This window comes from Sorangium sp. So ce834, from assembly GCF_051521425.1.
GTDB classification, from domain to species: domain Bacteria; phylum Myxococcota_A; class Polyangia; order Polyangiales; family Polyangiaceae; genus Sorangium; species Sorangium cellulosum_D.
The window spans coordinates 11,005,078-11,026,417 of record NZ_CP150351.1 but is presented as its reverse complement, the minus strand read 5'-3'; the positions used below and the strand labels follow the sequence as shown (position 1 = coordinate 11,026,417).

Annotated in this window: 14 protein-coding genes; 8 read left to right on the top strand and 6 right to left on the bottom strand. The window is 74.0% G+C overall.

All coding sequences use genetic code 11. From position 1 onward, the window contains the following. Nucleotides 1-10: 10 nt before the first annotated feature. The 3 genes from WMF20_RS40495 to WMF20_RS40485 are packed head-to-tail and all read left to right on the top strand — an operon-like array spanning nt 11 to nt 1,582. Nucleotides 11-391, top strand: coding sequence for a dihydroneopterin aldolase (locus WMF20_RS40495; protein WP_437607074.1), 381 nt, complete (start codon nt 11-13; stop codon nt 389-391). Between the two features lie 43 nt (nt 392-434). Continuing rightward, nucleotides 435-1,154, top strand: a complete 720-nt coding sequence (locus WMF20_RS40490) for a molybdopterin-dependent oxidoreductase (RefSeq protein WP_437607073.1) — start codon at nt 435-437, stop codon at nt 1,152-1,154. Between the two features lie 38 nt (nt 1,155-1,192). Continuing rightward, nucleotides 1,193-1,582: a YidH family protein gene (locus WMF20_RS40485; RefSeq protein WP_129579281.1), complete on the top strand. Its 390-nt coding sequence runs from the start codon at nt 1,193-1,195 to the stop codon at nt 1,580-1,582. A gap of 588 nt (nt 1,583-2,170) precedes the next feature. On the opposite strand, the gene WMF20_RS40480 is transcribed toward WMF20_RS40485, so the two are convergent. From WMF20_RS40480 to WMF20_RS40455, 6 genes are all read right to left on the bottom strand, one after another. Further along, nucleotides 2,171-2,950, bottom strand: coding sequence for a hypothetical protein (locus WMF20_RS40480; RefSeq protein ID WP_437607072.1), 780 nt, complete (start codon nt 2,948-2,950; stop codon nt 2,171-2,173). A gap of 781 nt (nt 2,951-3,731) precedes the next feature. Beyond that, the gene (locus tag WMF20_RS40475) at nt 3,732-7,577 is read right to left on the bottom strand and encodes an AAA family ATPase (protein ID WP_437607071.1); all 3,846 of its coding nucleotides are present in this window, start codon (nt 7,575-7,577) and stop codon (nt 3,732-3,734) included. 168 nt (nt 7,578-7,745) lie between these two features. Beyond that, complete coding sequence (locus WMF20_RS40470) at nt 7,746-8,777, bottom strand: MvdD family ATP-grasp ribosomal peptide maturase (protein WP_129579279.1); 1,032 nt, start codon at nt 8,775-8,777, stop codon at nt 7,746-7,748. Further along, nucleotides 8,774-9,772 carry an MvdC family ATP-grasp ribosomal peptide maturase gene (locus WMF20_RS40465; protein ID WP_437607070.1) on the bottom strand — a complete coding sequence of 333 codons (999 nt, stop codon included), beginning with the start codon at nt 9,770-9,772 and terminating at the stop codon, nt 8,774-8,776. The genes WMF20_RS40470 and WMF20_RS40465 overlap by 4 nt, the downstream gene beginning before the upstream one ends. A gap of 34 nt (nt 9,773-9,806) precedes the next feature. Continuing rightward, nucleotides 9,807-10,034: a microviridin/marinostatin family tricyclic proteinase inhibitor gene (locus tag WMF20_RS40460; protein ID WP_129579277.1), complete on the bottom strand. Its 228-nt coding sequence runs from the start codon at nt 10,032-10,034 to the stop codon at nt 9,807-9,809. Between the two features lie 282 nt (nt 10,035-10,316). Next, entirely contained in the window at nt 10,317-10,529 is a 213-nt protein-coding gene (locus tag WMF20_RS40455) for a microviridin/marinostatin family tricyclic proteinase inhibitor (RefSeq protein ID WP_129579276.1), read from the bottom strand. A 168-nt stretch (nt 10,530-10,697) separates the two neighbouring features. On the opposite strand from WMF20_RS40455, the gene WMF20_RS40450 reads away from it, so the two are divergent. The 5 genes from WMF20_RS40450 (at nt 10,698) to WMF20_RS40430 (ending at nt 21,324) form a co-directional block, all read left to right on the top strand. Then, the gene (locus WMF20_RS40450; RefSeq protein WP_437607069.1) at nt 10,698-11,864 is read left to right on the top strand and encodes an HlyD family secretion protein; all 1,167 of its coding nucleotides are present in this window, start codon (nt 10,698-10,700) and stop codon (nt 11,862-11,864) included. Beyond that, nucleotides 11,861-14,749 carry an ATP-binding cassette domain-containing protein gene (locus tag WMF20_RS40445; protein WP_437607068.1) on the top strand — a complete coding sequence of 963 codons (2,889 nt, stop codon included), beginning with the start codon at nt 11,861-11,863 and terminating at the stop codon, nt 14,747-14,749. Before WMF20_RS40450 ends, WMF20_RS40445 begins: the two co-directional genes overlap by 4 nt. Next, nucleotides 14,746-17,001 carry an ATP-binding cassette domain-containing protein gene (locus tag WMF20_RS40440; protein ID WP_437607067.1) on the top strand — a complete coding sequence of 752 codons (2,256 nt, stop codon included), beginning with the start codon at nt 14,746-14,748 and terminating at the stop codon, nt 16,999-17,001. Before WMF20_RS40445 ends, WMF20_RS40440 begins: the two co-directional genes overlap by 4 nt. 311 nt (nt 17,002-17,312) lie before the next feature. After that, complete coding sequence (gene treZ, locus WMF20_RS40435) at nt 17,313-19,262, top strand: malto-oligosyltrehalose trehalohydrolase (protein ID WP_437607066.1); 1,950 nt, start codon at nt 17,313-17,315, stop codon at nt 19,260-19,262. Next, a complete protein-coding gene (locus tag WMF20_RS40430; RefSeq protein WP_437607065.1) occupies nt 19,252-21,324 on the top strand; it encodes an amylo-alpha-1,6-glucosidase in 2,073 nt (690 codons plus the stop codon). Before treZ ends, WMF20_RS40430 begins: the two co-directional genes overlap by 11 nt. Nucleotides 21,325-21,340: the final 16 nt, after the last annotated feature.

Here is a 21,340-nt window from a genome sequence, read left to right as displayed (position 1 = left end):
GGGGGCGCGGATGGAGTCTGCGATCCAGACGTACCGGATCCGCCTCGACGGCATCCGCTTTCGCGCCAAGCACGGCGTGTCCCGCGCCGAGCGCGACTTGCCCCAGGATTTCGTGGTGTGCCTGGAGGTGGAGCTCCCGGTCGCCTTGTTGCCCCGCGCCGACGCGCGAGCGCGGGTGTTCGATTACGACAAGCTGGCGAACCTGGTCGTCGAGGCGGGCACGAGCGCCTCGTACAAGCTGCTCGAGACGCTCGCCCAGCGGATCATCGAGCGCGTGCTCGACGACACGCCGGCCCTCGGGGTCACCGTTCAGGTGAAGAAGTTCGGCCCCCCGACGTCGGTGTCGGTGGACGCCGCCTCGGTGGAGCTCTCGGGGCGCAAGGGCGGCTGAGCGCGGGCTTGCGGGCGCGTCGGGCGGTCGCCATGGTCAAGCCATGGAGGACGACGCTGGGCGGCGGACGAGGTCGTTGATCGAGCGCAAGCAGGCGTTCGCCGAGCGGCAGGCGGCGCGCGGCAAGGGCGTCTTCGCCGGGGTGGCGCCGATGGGCAGCGGGCCGCCGAACCGGCACGGGATGCCGAGGCTGCCGGTGGGGCAGCGCGAGGTGAAGAAATGGCCGGTGCTCGATCTCGGCGACACGCCGGACATCCCGACCGAGCGCTGGCAGCTCCGGGTCGACGGGCTGTGCGAGGCGCCGCGGACCTACTCCTGGGACGAGTTCATGGAGCTGCCGCAGACGCTCGACGTCTCGGACTTTCACTGCGTGACCACCTGGAGCCGCATGGACAACCGCTGGGTCGGCGTCCGGTTCGCCGATCTCGCCGAGCGCGCGCGCCCGCTCCCGGAGGCGCGCTTCGTGCTGATCGAGGCGAGCGATATCGCGCCCGGCACGCAGACCCCTTACACGACGAACCTCGCGCTCGAGGAGGCGATGCTGCCGGACGCCCTGCTCGTGCACACCTGGGAGGGCAAGCCGCTGCCGCGCGAGCACGGCGGCCCGGTGCGGATGATCACGCCTCAGCTCTACGCCTGGAAGGGCGCGAAGTGGATCAAGCGGATCACGTTCAGCGCGGTGGATCGGCCTGGGTTCTGGGAGGTCCGCGGCTATTCGAACACGGCGTATCCGTGGTTCGACGACCGGTACAGCCGGGAGTGAGCGGCTGTCGCGCGGTGCGGTGAGGAGGGCGGTCGGCCATGCCCGGTGAGGAGAGCGCGAAGCGGACGGAGGCCTATGCGCGGGAGCACCTGGCCAATGAGCGCACGCACCTCGCCTATGTGCGCACGGCGATCGCGCTGCTCAGCTTCGGCATCACGCTCAACAGGTTCAGCCTGTACTTCCTGGAGGCGGCGCCTGGGGCCGCGCAGGTGGGATCGCGGTCGATGCTGCGGGAGGTCGTCGGCCTCGGCGCTGGGATGGTCCTGCTCGGGATGGCGCTGATGGCGTGGGCCGCGGTGCGGTACCTGCGGGCGTACAGCGATATCGAGCGCGGGGCTTACCGGCCCGACAGGACGGCGATCCTGATCTTCACGGCCGCGATCTTCCTGATCGGCGCGGCGAGCATCGCCTGGCTGTTCACGTCGTGACGCAGGAGGGGCGGAGCCTCTCCGCGCGATCTGAACAAGGGCGCACGCTCGGGGGTATGGCGCGCGGGAGATGGCCTGTCGGCGGCGTCCAGGGCTTCCACCGACAGGCTCGTGCTGGTGCGGGGACCCATCGCCCGGACGTGGGGTTCCGGAGTGCTCCTTCAGGTCCGTCGCTCGCCGAGGAAATCCGCACCTGTGCGAAGCAACATCCGTTATCGTATGACCTCGCCCGCCGGCCCGCAGGGCCTGCCCGCAGCCCCCCGTGTTGCCCGCCGGCCCTCGCGCCGCGCCCCTGAGCCCCGCGCCTCCTCGCCCCGGGCCGCGGCCGGCTCTCGTCGCCGGCGGCCTCGGCTGGCCGCCACCCTGGCGGCGATCGGCGGCGTGATGCTCGTTGGTGCAGAGAAGAAGGACGATGCGGGCACTCCGCCGCGCTCGCCGCAGGGCCGAACCTCCGCTTCCGGCTGAGGCGGCCGCAGTGCCAAGGAGTCGGCCGCGGCCCATGAGCTCCACGTCATCCGACGCGCGATGTACGAGCCTCCCGAAGGTCGCGCTCGGCGCGGCGTGGGCGGTCTCTCTCCGGCGACCATTTCATTCGCTCATCAGGTCATCTGGATCTGGAACGTCGATCCTGCTTGCCACGTCTTTCGGAAGGCTCCCGTAGACGGCCTCCGAGAGAGGAGAGTTCAGAATCTCGTCGAGCGCGCCCTTCCGCTTTGCAGCGAGGAGCTTGTCGTATGAGTAGTCGGCCATTAGACCTTCGGACAGCTCCCGGTTCCATGCCCAGAGAAAGCGTGAGCCCACCATGCGCACGAATCCGATCTCGAGGAGTGTCGCGATGTGGCTGCGTCCGCTGAGTTTCCCTTTCGCACCGCGCCGCTCGTCTGCCATGGGCCAGGGATCGACGAGCATCAGAACTGGCGCATCCATCATGGCCAAGGATGCGGCAGCGGCTTGCATGAGCTGCGTCGAGTCAACGCCTCTTACTGCCTCGACATGGCGCAAGATCGTGATGCGCTGCGCAGTCGTGAGGGACGGAGCAGAGTCGAAAACCTGTTCGCACGAACGCACTTCGCGAATGAGAGCCTCGACGTACCGCACGACGTCGCCATCGAGGGCATCTGCTTCGTCCCAAATCTGCAAATCGCTCTCGACCGCCCAATCCTGAGTAATCCTGTATCCGTCCGCCTCGCCGAGGGTCTTGAGTCGATCGCCATCTTCCTCGTCGGTCGCCAGTTTGTAGTGGAACGTCGCAATGTGCGGCCAATCTTCATCGTACCTCCAGGCCTCACCTTGACTCAGAAATTGAAGCCCGGACTCGAGAACGACTGTTTCTACATCTCGCAGCATCGGATCCCTCTTCTTCCACAAGCGCCGCCCTGCTCAGAGCTCCCTAGTCGAGAGCGCCCGATCGAGCCAGGTCGGGATGGCGTCCAGCCGAAGCATTCCCGCAAGTTCCGTTAAGCTGTGGTGCCATTCGGCTCGGTCGTCGTCACGATCGAGGTCGAGATCATCAATCCCATCTCTGTTCCCTTGCGCCCCTTGCGCCCTTGCGGTCTCTCTTTTTGCTGCATGCCGTGCCCTTCCGGCTTGCTCCTCGACGGCTCCGGCGGGGGCCGCAACCTGGCTAACTTTCAACCTGTCCGTTGTTCTAGCCGAAACCCGAATGCCTGTAATCGGTCGAGTTCGTGACCGACGCGGTCAAGGAACGTCCGCTTCTTGGCGACCAGATGGCACCAACTGCGGCGGCCCGGATTGACGCGGCGGTGCGCGTCGAGGGGACCGATCCGCAGGAACTCGCCCTGGCCTCCGCGAAGGCCGAGGTCACCACCCGCGCCCGAGGAGATCGTGCGGACCGCGCGAGATCCTCGCGGTGCACGGCATGCCCGGCACCGACGAGGAGTAGGATCGATGGGACGGAGGGAGCGACGAGGAGTCGGCGCCCGCGCTCGTCGTCGAGGTGCACTCCCCGCGCGGGCCCGACCGACTGAGGGCCCAGCACGACAAGTTCGAGGAGTGCGAGCGCTTCGGTGTGCGTCGGCACTGGATGGTATGCTCCGAGATGGAGATGATCGACCATTTCCTCCTGGGACCGGACGACCGCCGGGCGCCTCTAAGCAACGACGGCTGGCGCACCGATCCGAGTGGCCCCTCACCGCAGCCGGTGCTCGCGCAGCGCCTCGGCCGGCACCGCCTCGCGCGCGAGCTCGCAGAGACGCGCGTGGTGCGTGAAGAACAGCACCTGCGTCGTCGCCGTCAGCTCGCCGAGCACCGCGAGGGCCGCCCGGGCGCGGTCGTCGTCGAAATGGATCAGGAGGTCGTCCAGGATGAGCGGCATCGGCTCGCCCGTCCGGGCGTGGTGCTCCAGGCTCGCGAGGCGCAGCGCGAGGTAGAGCTGGTCGCGCGTGCCGTCGCTCAGGCCGGTCACGTCCACCTCGCGCTGCACCGGCGCCTTCGCGGGCTCCGCCGCCGCGTCCGCCGCCGCCGGTGCCGGCGGGGCCGCGCGGACGCAGCGGAGGATCGCCTGCTCGCTCTCGTCGTAACCCACCCGCAGGCCGGCGAAGGCGCCCAGCGTCAGGCGATGGAAGAGCGCGCTCGCGCGCGCCAGGATCGGCCCCTGGTTGCGCTCGCGGTAGCGCTCGATCTCCCGCTCGAGCAGCACCGCCGCGAGGCGCGCCCGCACGTAGCGGCGCACCTCGCCGCGCAGGTGCGAGAGGCAGATCTGCGCCTCCACCGCGGCCTCCGCTGCGCCCACCGTCGCCCGGAGCTGCTCGCGCTCCTGCTCCAGGCTCCCGAGCGCCCGATCGATCCGGCGCCGCTCGTCCTCCAGCGCCGCGAGCCGCTGCTCCGCGCGGTCGAGCTCGAGCGCGAGCGCGTCCCGCTCCGCCCCCGCGGTCTCCTGCTCCAGCGCCGCGACGCCCGCGCCCTCGCCCGCCTCGAGGAGCTTGCCCTCGTTCTCGACGAGCTCGCGGTCGAGCCGGCGCGCCTCGCGCGAGCGCTCCTCCGCCAGCGACAGCGCCGCGAGGTCGGCGGCGACGTCGCCCCTGCGCGCCACGCCCGCCGCCTCGAACAGCTTCGCGAGGCGCGCCTCGGCGGCCGCGCGCCGCGCCTCCTGCTGGTCCCGCTCGCGGCGCTTCTCGGCCAGGCGCTCCTCGATTTCGCCGCGCTCGCGGAGGTCGGCGCGCGCCTTGTGGTGGCGCTTGATCAGCTGATCGGCGGCCTGATCCGCGGGCAGCTCGGCCAGGTCCGGCGCGTGCCGGGCCGCGAGCGCGGCGACGTCGGCCGCGAACGCCCGGGCGTCGCGCTCCATCCCGAGCACCCGGCGGCGCTCGTGGGCCGCGCTGTCCACCTTGCGGAACAGCGCGCCGAGCTCGTCGAGGATCGCCGTGGCCTCGTCCGCGGACGCGTCGCCGGGCAGCCCGAGCGCCCGCACCCGCTCCGCCCAGTCGGCCCGCCACGCCTCGAGCGCGCGCGCGTGCTCCGCCCGCTCCCGCTCGAGGTCCTCGAGCTCGCGCTCGAGCTCCTTGCGCTCCCGCGCGAGCTCGCGGCGCTCGCGGGCCGCGCCCTCGATGGCCGCCAGCTCCTGCTCCGCCGCCTCGACGAGCGCCGGGAGGCGCGCGGCCGCGCCCTCCAGCGGCCCGGCGGGGCCGGCGCCCGCGCCGCCAGCGTCCCCGCGCGCGCCGCCCGACGCGGCGCGCGCGCCCTGGATCGTTGCGTGGAGCTCGGCCGCGTGGGCCTGCATCCGCGCCCGCAGCGCCTCGGCCTCCGCCTCCGCCGCGCGCAGCCGGTCGATCGTGGCGGTCAGGCCCGCGTAGCGGCCGAGCCAGCCGCGCATCTCCTCGGGCGAGCGCGGCGCGACGCCCGCCGGCCGCCACAGCTCGACCCACGCGGCCTCGGCCTCCTCCGCGCGGCGCGCCAGCGCGGCGCGCTCCGCGGCGAGCTGCGCCTGATCCGCCTCGGCCCGCGCCTTGTCCGCGAGCAGCCGCGCCAGGCGGGCGACCCGGTCGGCCTCGCGGCGCAGCCGATCGGCCAGGGCGTCCGCGACGCGGACCAGCTCGGCATACTCGTCGGCCTTGCCGCGCGCGGCCGCGTCGCCCGACGCGCCGAGCGCCGGCCTGCGCCCCGCGCCGGGCGAGGCGGCCACGTCCGCGCCGAGGTCGAACAGCGTGGCGGTGTGGATCGCCGCCGCCGCGCGGGCGCTCCCCTTGGCCTGGAGGGCGCGCAGCAGCGCCTTGAAGGCGGCATCGCGGCGCTCGCGCGCCTCGGAGAGGTCGGCCTCCGTGGGCACCGCGCCGGCGCGCTGGAGGGCGTCGATCTCGCGCGCGCTCTCGCGCAGGCGCGCCTCGACCTCGGCCGCGCGCTCGGCGAGCCGCTCTCGCTCGCGCGCGATGGCGCCCCACTGCGCCGCCGCCTGGTCGACCGTCTCGGGGAGCGGGACGGGCAGGGCGCTCGCCTCGGCGGCGGAGAGCGGGCGCTTCGCCGCCGAGGCGGGGGCGTCGCCGATCGCGCCGTCATCGTTGAGGTGCGCCCGCTGCGCAGGCGCGCCGTCATCGTTGAGGCGCGCCTGCTGCGCAGGCGCGCCGAGGCCGAGCCGGTGGCGCTGCGCGTCGGCCTCGCGGGCGAGCTGCGCCGCCGCGGCGGCGGCCTCGCGGAGGCGGTGCTCGAGGTCGCCCTGCTTCTGCGCGCGCGAGAGCGCGCCCCGGAGCGGGGCGGGGTCCTCGCTCGGCGGCAGCTCGGCGAGCCGGCGCGCGCACGCGTCGCGCCGCGCGCGGTTCGCCGCGAGCAGCCGCTCCACCTCGCGCGGCTTGGCCTCCACCGCGCCGCGCTCGCGGGCGAGCTTCTTGATGCGCGCCTCGGTGGCGACGTCGACGCGCATCGCCTCGAGCCGCTCGGGCTCGGCGCCGCCGACGAGCGAGGCGTCCCGCCCGAGCCTGCGGAGGATCGCGCGCGTCTCCTCCTCGACGCCGTGGAGCTCCGCCCGGACCCGCGGCAGGTCGACGGCGGCCTTGCGGTGGCTCCCGAGCCGGGTCACGAGGCCGTCGATCGCGCCCGGATCGAGCTCGGCGAGCGACGCGGGGACGTGCAGCGCGGCGTGGCGGGCCTCGAGCTCCTCGATGTCGGCGCGGAGCCGCGCCGCCTGCTCGGCCGCGTCGGCGGCGCGCTCCTGCGCATCCTCGCGATCCCGCTGCGCGCCCTCGGGCAGGAGGACGACGTCGCCGAGGGCGGCGCGCCGGCCGAGGATCGCGCGCCGCGCCTCGAGCAGCGGGAGCACCCGGAGCGCGCGCCGGAGCCGCTTGTCGGTCGCCCGGAGCGCGCGGAGCTCCGCGTCGACGCGCTCCTGCTCGGCCTTGGCCTCGTCGATCTCCTGCCGCTTGCGCGTCCAGTCCGCGGGCGGCCGCGCGGCGGCCTTGGCGCGGCTCCTGGACTCCTCGAACGCCTTGATCGCCTCGTTGAGCGGGCGGGTCCTCGCCTGGGGCGTGAAGATCTCGTCCGCCTCCTGGCGCAGCGTGGCGAGCAGCTGCTGCAGCCCCGGCCCGCCGAGCCCCGCGCCGAACAGGCTCTGGCCGACGTCGCCCTTGCCCTGGAGCAGCGCCTCGGCGCCCTGCCGGAGCGTGTCGTGATCCAGCCCGAAGGAGGTGCGGAAGAGCTCCTCCGTCACGCCGCCGAGCAGCGGCGCGAGCGCCCCGTCGTCGAGGGGGTTGTCGTCCGGGTCGCGGAGCGTCTTCACGCGCCCCTTGCGGCGGACGAACGCGAGCGCCGCGTCCCCCCTGCCCGCGAGCCGCCCGCCGACGCGGAGATCGGTGTTGTGGTGCAGGTGGGCGTCGGGCGTGATGTGCGGGATGCCGTAGAGCAGGCCGCGGATCGCCCGGAGCGCGGTGCTCTTGCCGGCCTCGTTGGGGCCGTAGATGACGTGCAGGCCCGGCGACGGCGAGGAGAGGTCGAGCCGGAGATCCGTGAAGGGGCCGAACGCGAGGAGGTGGAGCTCTAGGATCTTCACGAGGTCGCCGGCCAGGGGGCGGTGCCCTCCCCTGAACGGATAGCAAGTGCGAAACCTCCGCGCGATGTCAAGGCGCTCCTCGCGGCGCGGCCGTCGGAGCCGCCGGAGAGGGCAGGCGGATTCTGCTGGAGAGGACAGGCGGTCGGCGCTTTACGCTGTACGTCCGGCTCAGCGGGGCTGCGTCACGGGGGCGTGCAGGAAGGCGCTCCACGAGCCGCGGCGCGGCGCCTTGCCGAGCAGCACCTCGGCGAGCGCCTCGCTGATCGGGAGGCCGGGGCTCCGCTCCAGCCAGAAGAACTCGCCGACGGGGTTGACCTCGAGGAAGACGTGCCGTCCGTCCGGCGTGCGGAGGATGTCGAGGGCGCCGTAGTTGAGGCCGAGCTGATCCATCAGCCGGAGCACCCCGGTCTCGACGTCGGGCGGGAGCGCGTCCTTGCGCCACGCGTCGATGAGCTCGAGCCCCTGCCGCCGCCAGTCGACCTCGGCGCCGGGCGCCGCCTCCGGATCGATCGAGGCCGCGAACACGCGCTCGCCCACGACCGTCACCCGCAGCTCGCGCGCCTTCGGGATCCTCTCCTGGAACGTCATCGGGCAGAGCGAGAGCCCCCGCATGTCCGCGAGATCCTCGTCCCGGAGGGCGTTCGTGAAGACCACGTGCTCCTCGCCGCCGCGGTAGACGGCGAACGACGAGAGCATCTTGGCGACCACCCCGCCCGGGCAGGTCGCGGCGAAGGCCCGCGCCGCCTCGGCGTCGTTGGTGGTGAGCGTGCGCGGCGTGTCGAGGCCGACCTCGCGGGCGATGTCGAGCTGCACCTGCTTGTTCGACGCGAAGCGCACCGCCGGCAGGGGGTCGACCTGCGGCACGCGGAGCGCCGACAGCAGGCCCTCCACGGTCTGCTTGGCCTCCTGGACCGACGCGCTCCGGAGCTGCGGGTCCATCGACGCGGGCAGCCCGCGGCCGAAGGCGACCCGGCGGTACCAGACGGCGGTCACGTCGCCGAGATCGAGCTCGCCGCCGCCGGCGCCCGTGCGCAGCGTGGAGCGGCCCGCCCCGGGCCCCGCGGCGAGCGCGAGCCGCGCCCCCTGCGGGAAAGCGTCGGTGTCGAAGCGGAAGGCCCGGCCCCCCAGCCGCTCGATCGCGGCGGCGACGCGGGCGATGCACTCGTTGTCTTCGCTGTGCGTGATGATGAGGACGGTCACGGGTTCTCCGTCGGAGCGAGCAGCGCCTCCGCCAGCGCGTCGGCGATCGGCAGGCCGAGGTCCCGCTCCAGCATGCCCCACTCGCCGGCGGGGTTGATCTCGAGAAAGACGTGCTCCCCCTCGGGCGTCCGGATGATGTCGACGGCCCCGAAGGCGAGCCCGAGGGCGCCGAGGAGCGCGCCGAGCCGCGCCTCGACGTCGCGCGGGAGCGCGTCCTGCTCCCACGCGATCCCGGCGGCGCTGACGTCCGGGTGGCGCCAGTCGACGGCGATCGACTCGTAGCGGGAGGCGTCGAGCGCGCCGGGGAAGCACCGGCCGCCGACGCAGGCGACGCGCAGCTCGCGCGCCTTGGGGATGCGCTCCTGGAAGACCATCGGGCTCTGGCGCAGGCCGGAGAGGGCGTCGAGGTCGGCCGCCGTGACGGCGTGCGTGAAGACGAACGGCCCGCCGCCCGAGAGGCTCGTCGAGAAGGGCGTGAGCATCTTGGCGACCACGTTCCCGCCGAGGCGCGCGAAGAAGGCGCGGGCCTCGGCCGCGTCGTTCGTCACCAGCGTCTCGGGGATGCGCAGGCCGACCGACGCGGCCGCCGCGAGCTGGCGCAGCTTGTCCTGGGCGCGCTCCTCGGCCGCCGGCTCGTTGATCCACCGCCGCGCGGGGAGCCCGCGCAGCCAGCCGGCCAGCGCCGCCATCGACTCGCGCACGCAGGCGGCGCGGTACGCCTCGGGGACGCCCTCGCCGAGGTTCGGCGCCCAGACGCGCCGGAGCCAGACCGCGGCGATCTCGTCCCCGCCGAGCGCGGCCCCGGCGCCCTCCAGGCGGCGGCGCACGCCGCCGGCCCCGAGCGCCGTCGAGAGGGCGATGTCGCGAGGGAACCGGTCGACGTTCAGGCGAACGGGGCGGGCGCCGCGCCGTCGCAGCGCCTCCGCCACGCGCTCGACCCCGAAGTCGTCCTGTGAATGCGAGACCAGGAGGACGCGCTCGCCCGCGGTCGTCACGTCGGGTTGCCTCTCTCTCGCGGGCCCGGGCGGCTCATACGCCGGAGTCGTCGCCGTCCGACGGGTACTTCAGCGTGGTGTAGATGGGCGGCCCGCAGTCTTCATCGCTGTCCGAGGGGTACTTCTTCGTCGCGGCGCCCCCGCCGGCTTTGACGCCGGTCCGGACGCGCTTCTGATCCTCCAGGAAACGGGCGAAGAAGGGCACCGCCTCGGCGGCCTCCTGCTCCTGCTGCTCGGGCTCACGGAGATCGACATCAGCCATGGGATACCTCCAGATCGGGACGGCGGCGCCGTCGAGGATAAGAGAGCCAATTAAACGAGCAACCAGGCGGGTAGGCAAGCCCGCGGGCACCCTGATAACGATGGCTGCGACCGATTCCGCTGCTGCGGTCGTCTTTCAGTCGCGGGGTGCTCGGCTGTGTTGAATATTGTTAAAGTTCGTTGCGCTGGGGTGCGTGTCGTCGAGCCTGGTCGCGTGTCGTCGAGCCTGGTTACGCGGCGCCTCGATCGCGTGATCTGCGGCGCGCGGCACGCGGCGCGCGGATCACTTCACGCCCAGATCTTCGTCGTTGTCGGAGGGGAACTTGAGGGTGACGGCCTCGCCGCCGCCAATATCCTCACCGTCCGAGGGGAACTTCAGCGTCGTAACACACCCGCCGGCTTTGACGCCGGTCCGGACGCGCTTCTGATCTTCCAGGAAGCGAGCGAAGAAGGGCACCTGCTCGGTCTGCTCGGGATCACGATCGATATCAGCCATGGGAAACCTCCAGAGTGGATGTACTGCCACGCGGCGGAGCCGCCGTGGACAGGATGGAGTCGACCGGCCCGCTGCGCACGTTAAGTTTTGCGATGCTCATCGCCTCGCCCGGGCGATGAGCGTGACTTCCTGACCCTGCTTCGCTCGTGTACCTTTGCAGAGCCACCCATGCCCGCCGGGTTCTCACGCTCGATTCACGCGATCGCCACCGACGGCCACCGCGGCTCGATCGCCGGCGTCGCGATCGGCGCGGTCCTGCTCTCCGCCTGGCTCGCGTGGTTCTTCCTCGCGCGCGTCGGGCGGTACGAGACAAGCGTGAGCGCCCGCCTCGAGGTGGGCCAGGCGGCGCACCGCGTCGAGGCGCCGCTCGGCGGGAAGGTGGCCGCGGTCCACCTCGCCCTCGGGGCCGAGGTCGCCGCGGGAGACGTCCTCATCGAGCTCGACGTGGAGCCGCTCCGCCGCGAGATCGACGACAAGCAGGCCCGGCTCGCGGCGATCGCGGGGCAGATGGGGCCGCTCCGGGCCGAGATCGCGGCGCGGGGGCGGGCGCTGCGCGACGGGGAGGAGGCGGCGCGCGCGCACGTCGACGAGGCGAAGGCGCGGCTGCGGGAGGCCGAGGCAGGCGCGCGGTTCCAGGAGATCGAGGCGGAGCGGGCCGTGCGCCTGCGCCAGGACGGGCTCGTGTCCGAGGCCGAGGCGGCGCGGCTCGCGGCCGACGCGCAGTCGAGGCGCTCGGCGACCGAGGCGCTCGACCGCGCCGCCGCGCGCGCCTACGTCGAGCGGCGCGCCGGGCAGAGCGAGCAGCAGGCCGAGCTCGCGCGGCTCGACCGCGAGGCCGCCACCCTCGAGGGGGAGCGGCTCGTGCTGGGGGCGGCGATCAAGGGGCTGCTCGCCGAGATCGACCGGCGCAAGATCCGCTCGCCGATCGACGGGCGGGTCGGCGAGATCGCGGTGCTGCGGGCCGGGTCCTTCGTGCGCGAAGGGGACGTCGTGGCCGCCGTCGTGCCGCCCGGCGAGCTCCGGGTGATCGCGGAGTTCCCGCCCGCCTCCGTCGGGCGGATCCGCGCGGGGCAGGAGGGGCGCCTGCGCCTCGACGCGTTCCCGTGGACCGAGTACGGCACCCTGTCCACCACCGTCGACCGCGTCGCCAGCGAGGCGCAGGAGGGCCGCATCCGCGTGGAGCTCGGCGTGCGGCCCGATCCGGCGTCGCCGATCCCGATGCAGCACGGGCTCCCCGGGAGCGTCGTCATCGAGACCGAGCGCGTCTCGCCGGCCTCGCTCGTGCTGCGCGCCGCGGGGCAGATCGTGAGGGTCCGCGGCGGAGCGGGCGGGTGAAGGAGGGGACGACGAGCGCCGATCCCCGATCCGCGCCGGAGCGATCAGCGAACCCCCGTCGCCGCGCCTCGAGCCCGGAGCGGCGGCTCCTCGCGCCGGAGGTCGTGCAGACCTCGGCGATGGATTGCGGGCCGGCCACGCTCAAGTGCGTGCTCGAGGGCTTCGGCATCGGCGTGAGCTACGGCCGCCTGCGCGAGGCCTGCCAGACCGACGTCGACGGCACCTCCATCGACACCCTGGAGGATCTCGCGGGGCAGCTCGGGCTCGTGGCCCAGCAGATCCTCGTCCCGGCCGAGCACGTGCTGCTCGACGAGGCGCAGGCGCTGCCCGCCCTGGCGATCGTTCGGCAGTCGGCCGGGCCGCTCCACGTGGTCGTGCTCTGGCGACGGCACGGCGGCCTCGTGCAGGTGATGGACCCGGCCACGGGGCGTCGCTGGCTCACGCGACGGCAGCTCGAGGGCGAGCTCTACCAGCACGAGCTGCCCCTGTCCGCGGCGGACTTCCGCGACTGGGCGGCGAGCGACGGCTTCACGCGGCCGCTCGGGCGCCGGCTCGCCTGGCTCGGCGCGGGGGCGCAGCCGCTCGAGGCGGCGCTCTCGGAGCCGGGGTGGCGCGCGATCGCGGCGCTCGACGCCGGCGCGCGCCTGGTCACGTCGCTCGTGCGCTCCGGCGGCCTGGGCCGCGGTCGCGAGGCCGCGCGCGTGCTGGGCGCGCTGCTCGAGCAGGGGCCCGAGGCCGCGCGGGAGCAGATGATCCCGCCCACCTTCTGGACGGCGCACCCCATGCCGGCCGGCCCGCGCGGCGAGGATCGGGTCGTCGCGCGGGGCGCGGTGCTCGTGCGGATCCGCGGGCGGCGCCCGACGAGCCACGCCCGCGCCGCCGCTGCGCGCGGCGGCGCGCCGCGGGCCGCCGCGGCCGCGCCGTCGCCCCCCGGCGAGGCGAGCCCGAGCGTCGAGGCGCGCCTCCCCCCCGACGTCGCCGCCGCCCTCGCGGAGCGCCCGACAAGGCCCGCGCGCGAGCTGCTCCGGATGATCCGCGAGGACGGGCTGCTGGCCCCCGCCGTGCTCGCCGGCGCGCTCGCGCTCAGCGTCGCGACGGTGGTGCTGGAGAGCCTCCTCTTCCGCGGGCTGCTCCAGATCTCGAACGATCTCGCGCTGTTCGAGCAGCGCCTCGCCGCCATCGGCGCCCTCGCCATGTTCCTCGCGGTGGAGCTCGCCATCGATCTCTCGCTGACCACCGGGGTGATCCGGCTCGGGCGGCACCTCGAGGTGCGGCTGCGGATGGCGTTCCTCGCGAAGATCCCGCGCATCGGCGATCGCTACTTCCACAGCCGCCCGGCCTCCGACATGGCGCAGCGCGGCCACAGCCTGCACGTGCTCCGCGCCCTGCCGGCGTTCGGCGGGCAGATCGCGCGCTCTGCGCTCGATCTCGCGGTCACCACGGCCGCGATCGTCTGGATCGATCCCGCGAGCGCGCGCCTCGCCGTGCCGTGCGCCGCGCTCGCGCTGGCGCTGCCGTTCGCGGGCAACCGCGTCCTCGTCGAGCGGGACCTGCGCGTCCGCACCCACGCCGGCGCGCTCACGAGCTTCTACCTCGACGCGCTCCTCGGCCTCGTGCCGATCCGGGCGCACGCGGCGGAGCGGGCCGTGCGGCGGCAGCACGCGGGCCTGCTCGGGGAGTGGGCGCTCGCCGGCCGCGCGCTGCTCCGCGCGGCCCTCGCCGTCGACGGGGCGCAGGCGCTGCTCGGCTTCGCGCTCGCCGCGTGGATCCTCGGCGACTTCCTCGCCCGCGGGGGCGCGCTCTCGCGGGCGCTCCTGCTCTTCTACTGGGCGCTCGCGCTGCCGGCGATCGGGCAGGCGCTCGCGGGCGCGCTGCTCCAGTACCCGGCGCAGCGCAACACGGCGCTGCGCCTGCTCGAGCCGCTCGGCGCGCCGGAGGAGCCGCGCGCCCGCGGCGCGTCCGCCGCGGCGCCGCCGGCGCGCGGCTCCTCCGGCGCCGAGGGCGCGGGCTGCGCGATCGCCTTCGAGCGGGTGCGCATCCAGGCCGCCGGCCACGTGATCCTCGACGGGGTCGATCTCCGGATCGCGGCGGGCAGCCACGTGGCGATCGTGGGGGCCTCGGGCGCGGGCAAGTCGAGCCTCGTCGGGGTGCTGCTCGGGTGGCACCGGGCGAGCGAGGGCAGGGTGCTCGTCGACGGCCGCCCGCTCGACGGCGAGCGGCTCCACGCCCTGCGCGAGGAGACCGCGTGGGTCGACCCGGCGGTGCAGATCTGGAACCGCTCGTTCCTCGACAACCTCCGCTATGGCGCGCCCGACGACGCGGCCGACTTCGGCGCCGTCGTCGAGGAGGCCGAGCTGCGCGAGGTGCTGGAGCGGCTGCCCGAAGGGCAGAAGACCCTGCTCGGCGAGGGCGGAGGGCTCGTCTCCGGCGGCGAGGGGCAGCGCGTGCGCTTCGGCCGGGCGATGCTGCGGAGCGAGGCGCGGCTCGCGATCCTCGACGAGCCGTTCCGCGGCCTCGACCGGGAGCGCCGCCGCGCCCTGCTCGCCCGGGCGCGGCGGCGCTTTCGTCGCGCGACGCTCCTCTGCGTCACCCACGACGTCGGCGAGACGCGCGCGTTCGAGCGCGTGCTCGTCGTGGACGGCGGGCGCGTGGTCGAGGACGGGGCGCCCGCCGAGCTCGCGGCGCGCCCCGGCTCGCGCTACCGCGCGCTGCTGGACGCCGAGGCGGCCGTGCAGCGAGGGCTCTGGTCGAGCGGCGGGTGGCGCCGGCTGAAGGTCGTGCGCGGGCGCATCGCCGGAGCGGCGGCGGAGGGCGCGGCGGCGCCGGCGGAGGGCGCGGCGGCGCCGGCGGAGGGCGCGGCAGCGCCGGAGGGCGAGCGGAGGTGACGGCGGAGGCGCAACCCGGGTGGGGAGCCCCGCCGGACGGAGCGCAGGCGCGACGCGGCTGGGGCGCTCGGCCGGGCGAGGCGGCCGACGCGCTCGGCGCCCTCGAGTGGCCGGCGGAGCGCCTCGGCGACGCGCTCGAGGCGCTCGCGCTGCAAGGCGGCCTCCGCCCGCGCGCGGTCGCGGCGCCCATCCCCACCGCAGGGCACCTCCGCAGCGCGGACGCGCTCGGCGCGTGGATCGATCAGGCCGCGGGCTACCTCGGCGTCGAGGCGGAGCCGATCGCGGCGCGCTACGACGAGGTCGGCGACGCGCTCCTGCGCGTCGCGCCCGCGCTCGTGTGGCTGCGCGGCGGCGAGGCGCAGCGCTTCCTCGCCGTCGTGGGGCGCAGCGGGCAGGCCCTCTCGGTGCTCCGCGCCGACCGCTCCACCGCGCGCGTGCCGGTCGAGGCGATCCTCCGCCGCGTCGCCCGCCCGCTCGAGGCGCAGGTGCTCCCGGAGGTCGATCGCGTCCTCGAGCGCGCGGGCGTGCGGCCGCGGCGGCGCGCCCGCGCGCGGCAGGCCCTGCTCCGCGAGCGGCTCGGGCCCGTGGTCCTCGACGGCATCTGGAGCCTGCGCCCGCCGCCCGGCGCCTCGTTCGGGCGGCAGCTCGCGGCCGCGCGGATCCCGCGCCGCCTCCTCGGCCTGCTGGCCGCCCACGCGTCGGCCTACACGCTCTGGATCCTGGTGTGGACGACCGTGGGGCGCAGCATCCTCGACGACCACCTCGACGAGGGGTGGCTCTACGCCGGGGCGCTGCTGCTCGCGACGGTGGTCCCGCTGCGCCAGCTCATGGCGTGGCTGTCCGGCGTGGTCGCGATCGACGCCAGCGCGCTGATCAAGCAGCGCCTGCTCGCGGGAGCGCTCGCGCTCGACGCCGAGGAGGTGCGCAGCGAGGGCGCGGGCCGCTTCCTCGGGCGCGTGATCGAGTCCGAGGCGATCGAGGCGCTCGCGATGGGCGGCGGCGTCGGGGCCGTCGCGTCGGCGTTCGAGCTCGCGGCGGCGGCGGTCGTGCTCGCCCAGGGCGCGGCGGGCGCGCTCCACGCGCTCCTGCTCGTCGCCTGGGCGGCGCTGGTCGTCGCGCTCTGCGCGCGGTTCTACCGGCGCCGCGCGCGCTGGACCGCCGCGCGGCTCGCGATGACCCACGACCTCATCGAGCGCCTGGTCGGCCACCGGACCCGCCTCGCCCAGGAGCGGAGCGGCCGCTGGCACCACGGCGAGGACGAGGCGCTCTCCCAGTACCTCGCGCGCTCGCTCGAGCTCGACCGGAGCCAGATCGAGATCGGCGCGCTGATGCCGCGCGGCTGGCTCATCGCGGGGATCGCCGGCCTCCTGCCGCCGTTCCTCGCGGGCTCCGGCTCGACCGCGGCGTACGCGGTTGCGCTCGGCGGCGTCCTGCTCGCGAGCCGCGCGCTCCAGGGCCTGTCGGCCGGCCTGTCGAGCCTCGCCAGCGCGGCGATCGCGTGGGAGCAGGTCTCCACGCTCTTCATGGCGGCCGCCCGCGGCGGGGCGCCGCCGCCGCCGCTGCCGCCCGACGCGGGGCGCACGCCGCCCGGCGCGCAGGAGGGCGCGGGCAGCGCGGGGGACGCCGAGCGCCGCGCGCCCGCGCCGGTCCTGGAGGCGCACGAGCTGTCGTTCCGGCACAAGGGCAGGCCTCGCCCCGCGGTGGTCGACGCCTCGCTGCGGATCGCCGCGGGCGACCGCATCCTGCTCGAGGGGCCCTCGGGGGGAGGGAAGTCGACGCTGAGCGCGCTGCTCTCGGGGCTGCGCGCGCCCGACGCCGGGCTGCTCCTCTTGAACGGGCTCGACCGCCACATGCTGGGCCCCGCCGCGTGGCGCCGCCGCGTGGCCGCCGCGCCGCAGTTCCACGAGAACTACGTCCTCGGCGGGACGTTCGCGTACAACCTGCTGATGGGCAGGCGCTGGCCGCCGAGGCCCGACGATCTCGCCGAGGCCGAGGAGGTCTGCCGCGAGCTCGGCCTCGGCGAGCTGCTCGGCCGGATGCCCGCCGGGCTGGAGCAGGTGGTGGGCGAGACGGGCTGGCAGCTCTCGCACGGCGAGCGGAGCCGGCTCTACATCGCGCGCGCGCTGCTCCAGGGCGCCGAGGTGGTCGTGCTCGACGAGAGCTTCGCGGCGCTCGACCCCGAGACGCTGGAGCAGGCGCTGCGCTGCGTGCTCCGGCGCGCGCGCACGCTCGTGGTCATCGCTCACCCGTGACCGCGGAGGCGTCGCGGGCGAAGTCCGCTCCTGTCGGCGCTCGCTCGATGAGGCGAATCGAAAATGCCCTCCTCATCGGAGCCCGCCAGCATGGGTGAGGCACGCGCGCGCTCCAGGACCGCTCGATCATGCAATGCAGGCCAGTTCGTCTGTGCCGTCTCTCATCGTCGGTCGATCCCCGATTCCTTTCAGGTGACTCCGTAAGGCGCTATCGCTCGTCAGGTGAGCCAGGTAAACAGGACCGCTGCAAAGGGGACCGTCGAGCCTATCGGTGCTGGACGTCACGTGTGTTGCGCTTAGAATGTAACTCAATGCCGGAGAAGACGGAAAGACGGTTGCCTGTCGGCGCAGAGGTGCTCGCCGGGCCCGGAAAAGGAGCGCACTTCCGCGTCTGGGCGCCCGCCCGGCGCCGGGTCGAGGTCGTCCTGGAGGCCGGGCCGGGGAGCGGCGAGACCGCCCTGCTGCGGCCCGAGGAGGGCGGTTACTTCGCGGCGCTCGTCCCGGCCGCGGCGGGCGGCACCCGCTACCGGTTCCGGCTCGACGACGACGAGAAGCTCTATCCCGATCCGGCTTCGCGCTCGCAGCCGGAGGGGCCGCACGGGCCCTCCGAGGTGATCGACCCCGCCGCGTTCGCGTGGAGCGACGCGGGCTTCCGGGGCGCCCCGCTCAAGGGGCAAGTCGTCTACGAGATGCACGTCGGCACCTTCACCCGGGAGGGCACCTGGGAGTCCGCCGCGCGCGAGCTGCCCGAGCTCGCCCGGATCGGCATCTCCTTGATCGAGCTGCTCCCGGTGAACGAGGTCCCCGGCCGGTTCAACTGGGGGTACGACGGCGTGGACCTCTTCGCGCCGACGCGCCTCTACGGCAGCCCCGACGATTTCCGCCGCTTCGTCGACGCGGCGCACCGCGTCGGGATCGGGGTGATCCTCGATGTCGTCTACAACCACCTCGGCCCGGACGGCAACTACCTCGGCCAGTTCTCCAAGGACTACTTCACCGATCGCCACAAGACCGACTGGGGTGCGGCCATCAACTTCGACGGCCCGCGATCCGAGGCGGTGAGGGAGTTCTTCCTCGCGAACGCCGGCTACTGGATCGACGAGTACCACCTCGACGGCCTGCGGCTCGACGCGACCCAGAACATCTACGACGGCTCGAAGGACCACATCCTCGCCGCGATCGCGCGCCGCGTCCGGGAGGCCGCGAAGGGCAAGGAGACGTTCATCGTGGCCGAGAACGAGTCCCAGGAAGAGTGGCTGATCCGCGCGCCGGAGCGGGGCGGCTACGGGCTCGACGCCATCTGGAACGACGATTTCCACCACAGCGCCAAGGTGGCGCTCACCGGCCACAGCGAGGCGTACTACACGGATCACGAGGGCTCCCCTCAGGAGCTCATCTCCGCCGTCAAGCGGGGGTTCCTCTTCCAGGGGCAGCGCTACAAGTGGCAGAAGCAGCGGCGAGGGACCCCTGCGCTCGACGTGGATCCGGCCCGCTTCGTCCTCTTCCTGGAGAACCACGATCAGGTCGCCAACACGGCGAAGGGCGAGCGGCTCTATCACCTCACCTGCCCGGGGAAGTTCCGGGCGATGTCGGCGCTCCTCCTGCTCGCCCCGGGGACGCCCATGCTCTTTCAAGGGCAGGAGTTCGGGTCGTCGGCGCCGTTCCTCTTCTTCGCGGACCACAACCGCGATCTGGCGCCGCTCGTGCGCAAGGGCAGGGCGGAGTTCCTGGCGCAGTTCCCCTCCTGCGCCGCGCCCGAGGTCGTCTCGCGGCTCGACGCCCCCGACGACCCGCGGACCTTCGAGCGCTGCAAGCTCGACTTCTCCGAGCGCCAGCGCAACGCCGGCATCTACGCCCTCCATGAGGACCTGATCGCGCTCCGCCGGCGCGACCCCGTGATCCGGGCCCAGCGCCCGCGCGGCGTCGACGGGGCCGTCCTCTCGGGCCACGCGTTCCTCCTCCGCTACTTCGGCGACGACGGCGACGACCGTCTGCTCCTCGTCAACCTCGGGCGGGACATCCATCGAGGGTCCTTGCCGGAGCCGCTCTTCGCCCCGCCGCCGGGGCGCCGCTGGGAGACGTTGTGGTCCAGCGAATCCCCTCGTTACGGGGGACAAGGCAGTCCACCTGTCATCACCGAGGATGGCGTCCACATCCTGGGCGACGCGGCGATCCTCCTGCACCCCGTGGTCGGGACGCCGGTGCCCGAGAAGACGAGCGCCAACCCTCGCCCAGAGGAGCCCAAAAAGCATGTACGCTGACGAGATCTGCCGGATGATGGTCTGGTCCCGGGGCACCGGCCCCGCCTCGCACGACGACGCCGAGCACGGGGCGGACCCGCTCACGCGGGAATGGCTCGTCACGAACGGCCTCGGCGGCTACGCGTCAGGCACCATCTCCGGCGCGGTGACCCGTCGCTTCCACGGACTCTTGATCTCCGCGCTGCCGGCCCCCCTCGGCCGCACCATGATGCTCAGCGACCTGTCGACCCGGGTCATCACCTCGGACGGCAAGGTGGTTCAGGTGGGCGGCCAGGAGCCGTGGCTCGACGACAGCGCCGCGCAGGTCATCGACCTCGCCGAGTTCCGCCTGGAGGCCGGGCTCCCGGTGTGGCGCTACGAGGGCGCCGGGATGGCGTTCGAGCGGCGCCTCCTCCTGCCCCACGGGCAGAACACGGTCCACGTCACGTACACGCTCCTCGAGGGCGAAGGGCCGGTCCAGATCGAGCTCCAGCCGTGGGTGAACTTCCGCCCGCACGAGGGCGCGCTCGACCGGCCGGTCGCGGGCCCTTACGCGCTCACCGTGATCGAGGATCGCTACGAGCTCGCCTCGCCGAGCGACCTGCCGCCGCTCCGGCTCAAGGTCCAGGGCGCCCGGGCCGAGTTCAGGATCGACAGCGCCCGCCTGCGCAACGTGCGCTACCGGATCGAGCAGAGCCGCGGGTACGACGCGGTCGGCGAGTTCTACAGCCCCGGCCGCTTCGGCCTCGAGCTCCCCGTCTCCGGCAGCGTGACCCTCGTCGCGTCGACCGAGCCCTGGGAGACGATCAACGCGCTCTCCACGGAGGAGGTGCAGCGCGCCGAGCGCAAGCGCCGCACCCGGCTCCTGCTCGCCGCGGCGCCCGAGGTCCGCTCCGGGCCGCCGGCGGAGCTCATCCTCGGGGCGGATCAGTTCCTCATCACCCCCGCGGGCCGCGTCGAGGACGCCGCCCGCGCGCGGGCCGCCGGGGACGAGGTGCGCACCGTCATCGCGGGCTATCACTGGTTCACCGACTGGGGGCGGGACACCATGATCAGCCTCGAGGGGCTGACGCTCGTCACCGGGCGTCACACCGAGGCGGGCTACATCCTGCGAACGTTCGCCCATTACGTGAAGGACGGGCTCATCCCCAACATGTTCCCGGAGGGCAAGAATGACGGGCTCTACCACACCGCCGACGCCACCCTCTGGTTCTTCCACGCGCTCGATCGCTACCTGGCCTACACCGGCGATCGCGAGACGCTCCGGCTCGTGCTCCCGACGTTGATCGATATCGTCGAGCACCACACCCGCGGGACGCGCTTCGGGATCGGCGTCGACCCGAAGGACGGCCTCGTCCGTCAAGGGGAAGAGGGCTATCAGCTGACCTGGATGGACGCCAAGGTCGGCGATTACGTGGTCACCCCCCGCCGCGGGAAGGCGGTGGAGATCAACGCGCTCTGGTACAACGCCCTGCGCCTCATCGAGCGCTGGGTGCGCGAGTCCGAGGGCGACGGTGCGGCGCGGCGCTACGGCGGGGCCGCCGAGCAGGTCAAGGCCTCGTTCAACCGGCGCTTCTGGTCCGACGAGCTGGGCTATCTCTACGACGTGCTCGACGGCGAGCAGGGGGACGACGACGCCTTCCGGCCCAACCAGATCTTCGCGATCTCGCTGCCGCACCCGGTCCTCGACGCCTCCCGCTGGAAGGGGATCGTCGATCAGGTGAAGGCGCGGCTCTGGACGCCCGTGGGCCTCAGGTCGCTCGCCCCGGGGCACCCCGATTACAAGCCGAAGTACTTCGGCGATCTCCGCGCGCGGGACATGGCCTATCACCAGGGCACCGTGTGGGGGTGGCTCATGGGCCCCTTCATCGATGCCTGGCTGAAAGTGTATCCCGCCGATCTCGCCGGGGCGCGGAGCCTGCTCGAGGGCTTCACCCCGCACCTCGACGAGGCCTGCGCCGGTTCGATCAGCGAGATCTTCGACGCCGAGCCGCCGTTCACGCCCCGCGGGTGCGTCGCCCAGGCGTGGAGCGTGGCCGAGGTGCTCCGGGCCTACGCCCGGACGGCCCGCTCGGCGGGCTGAGCGCCGGCCCCCCGGG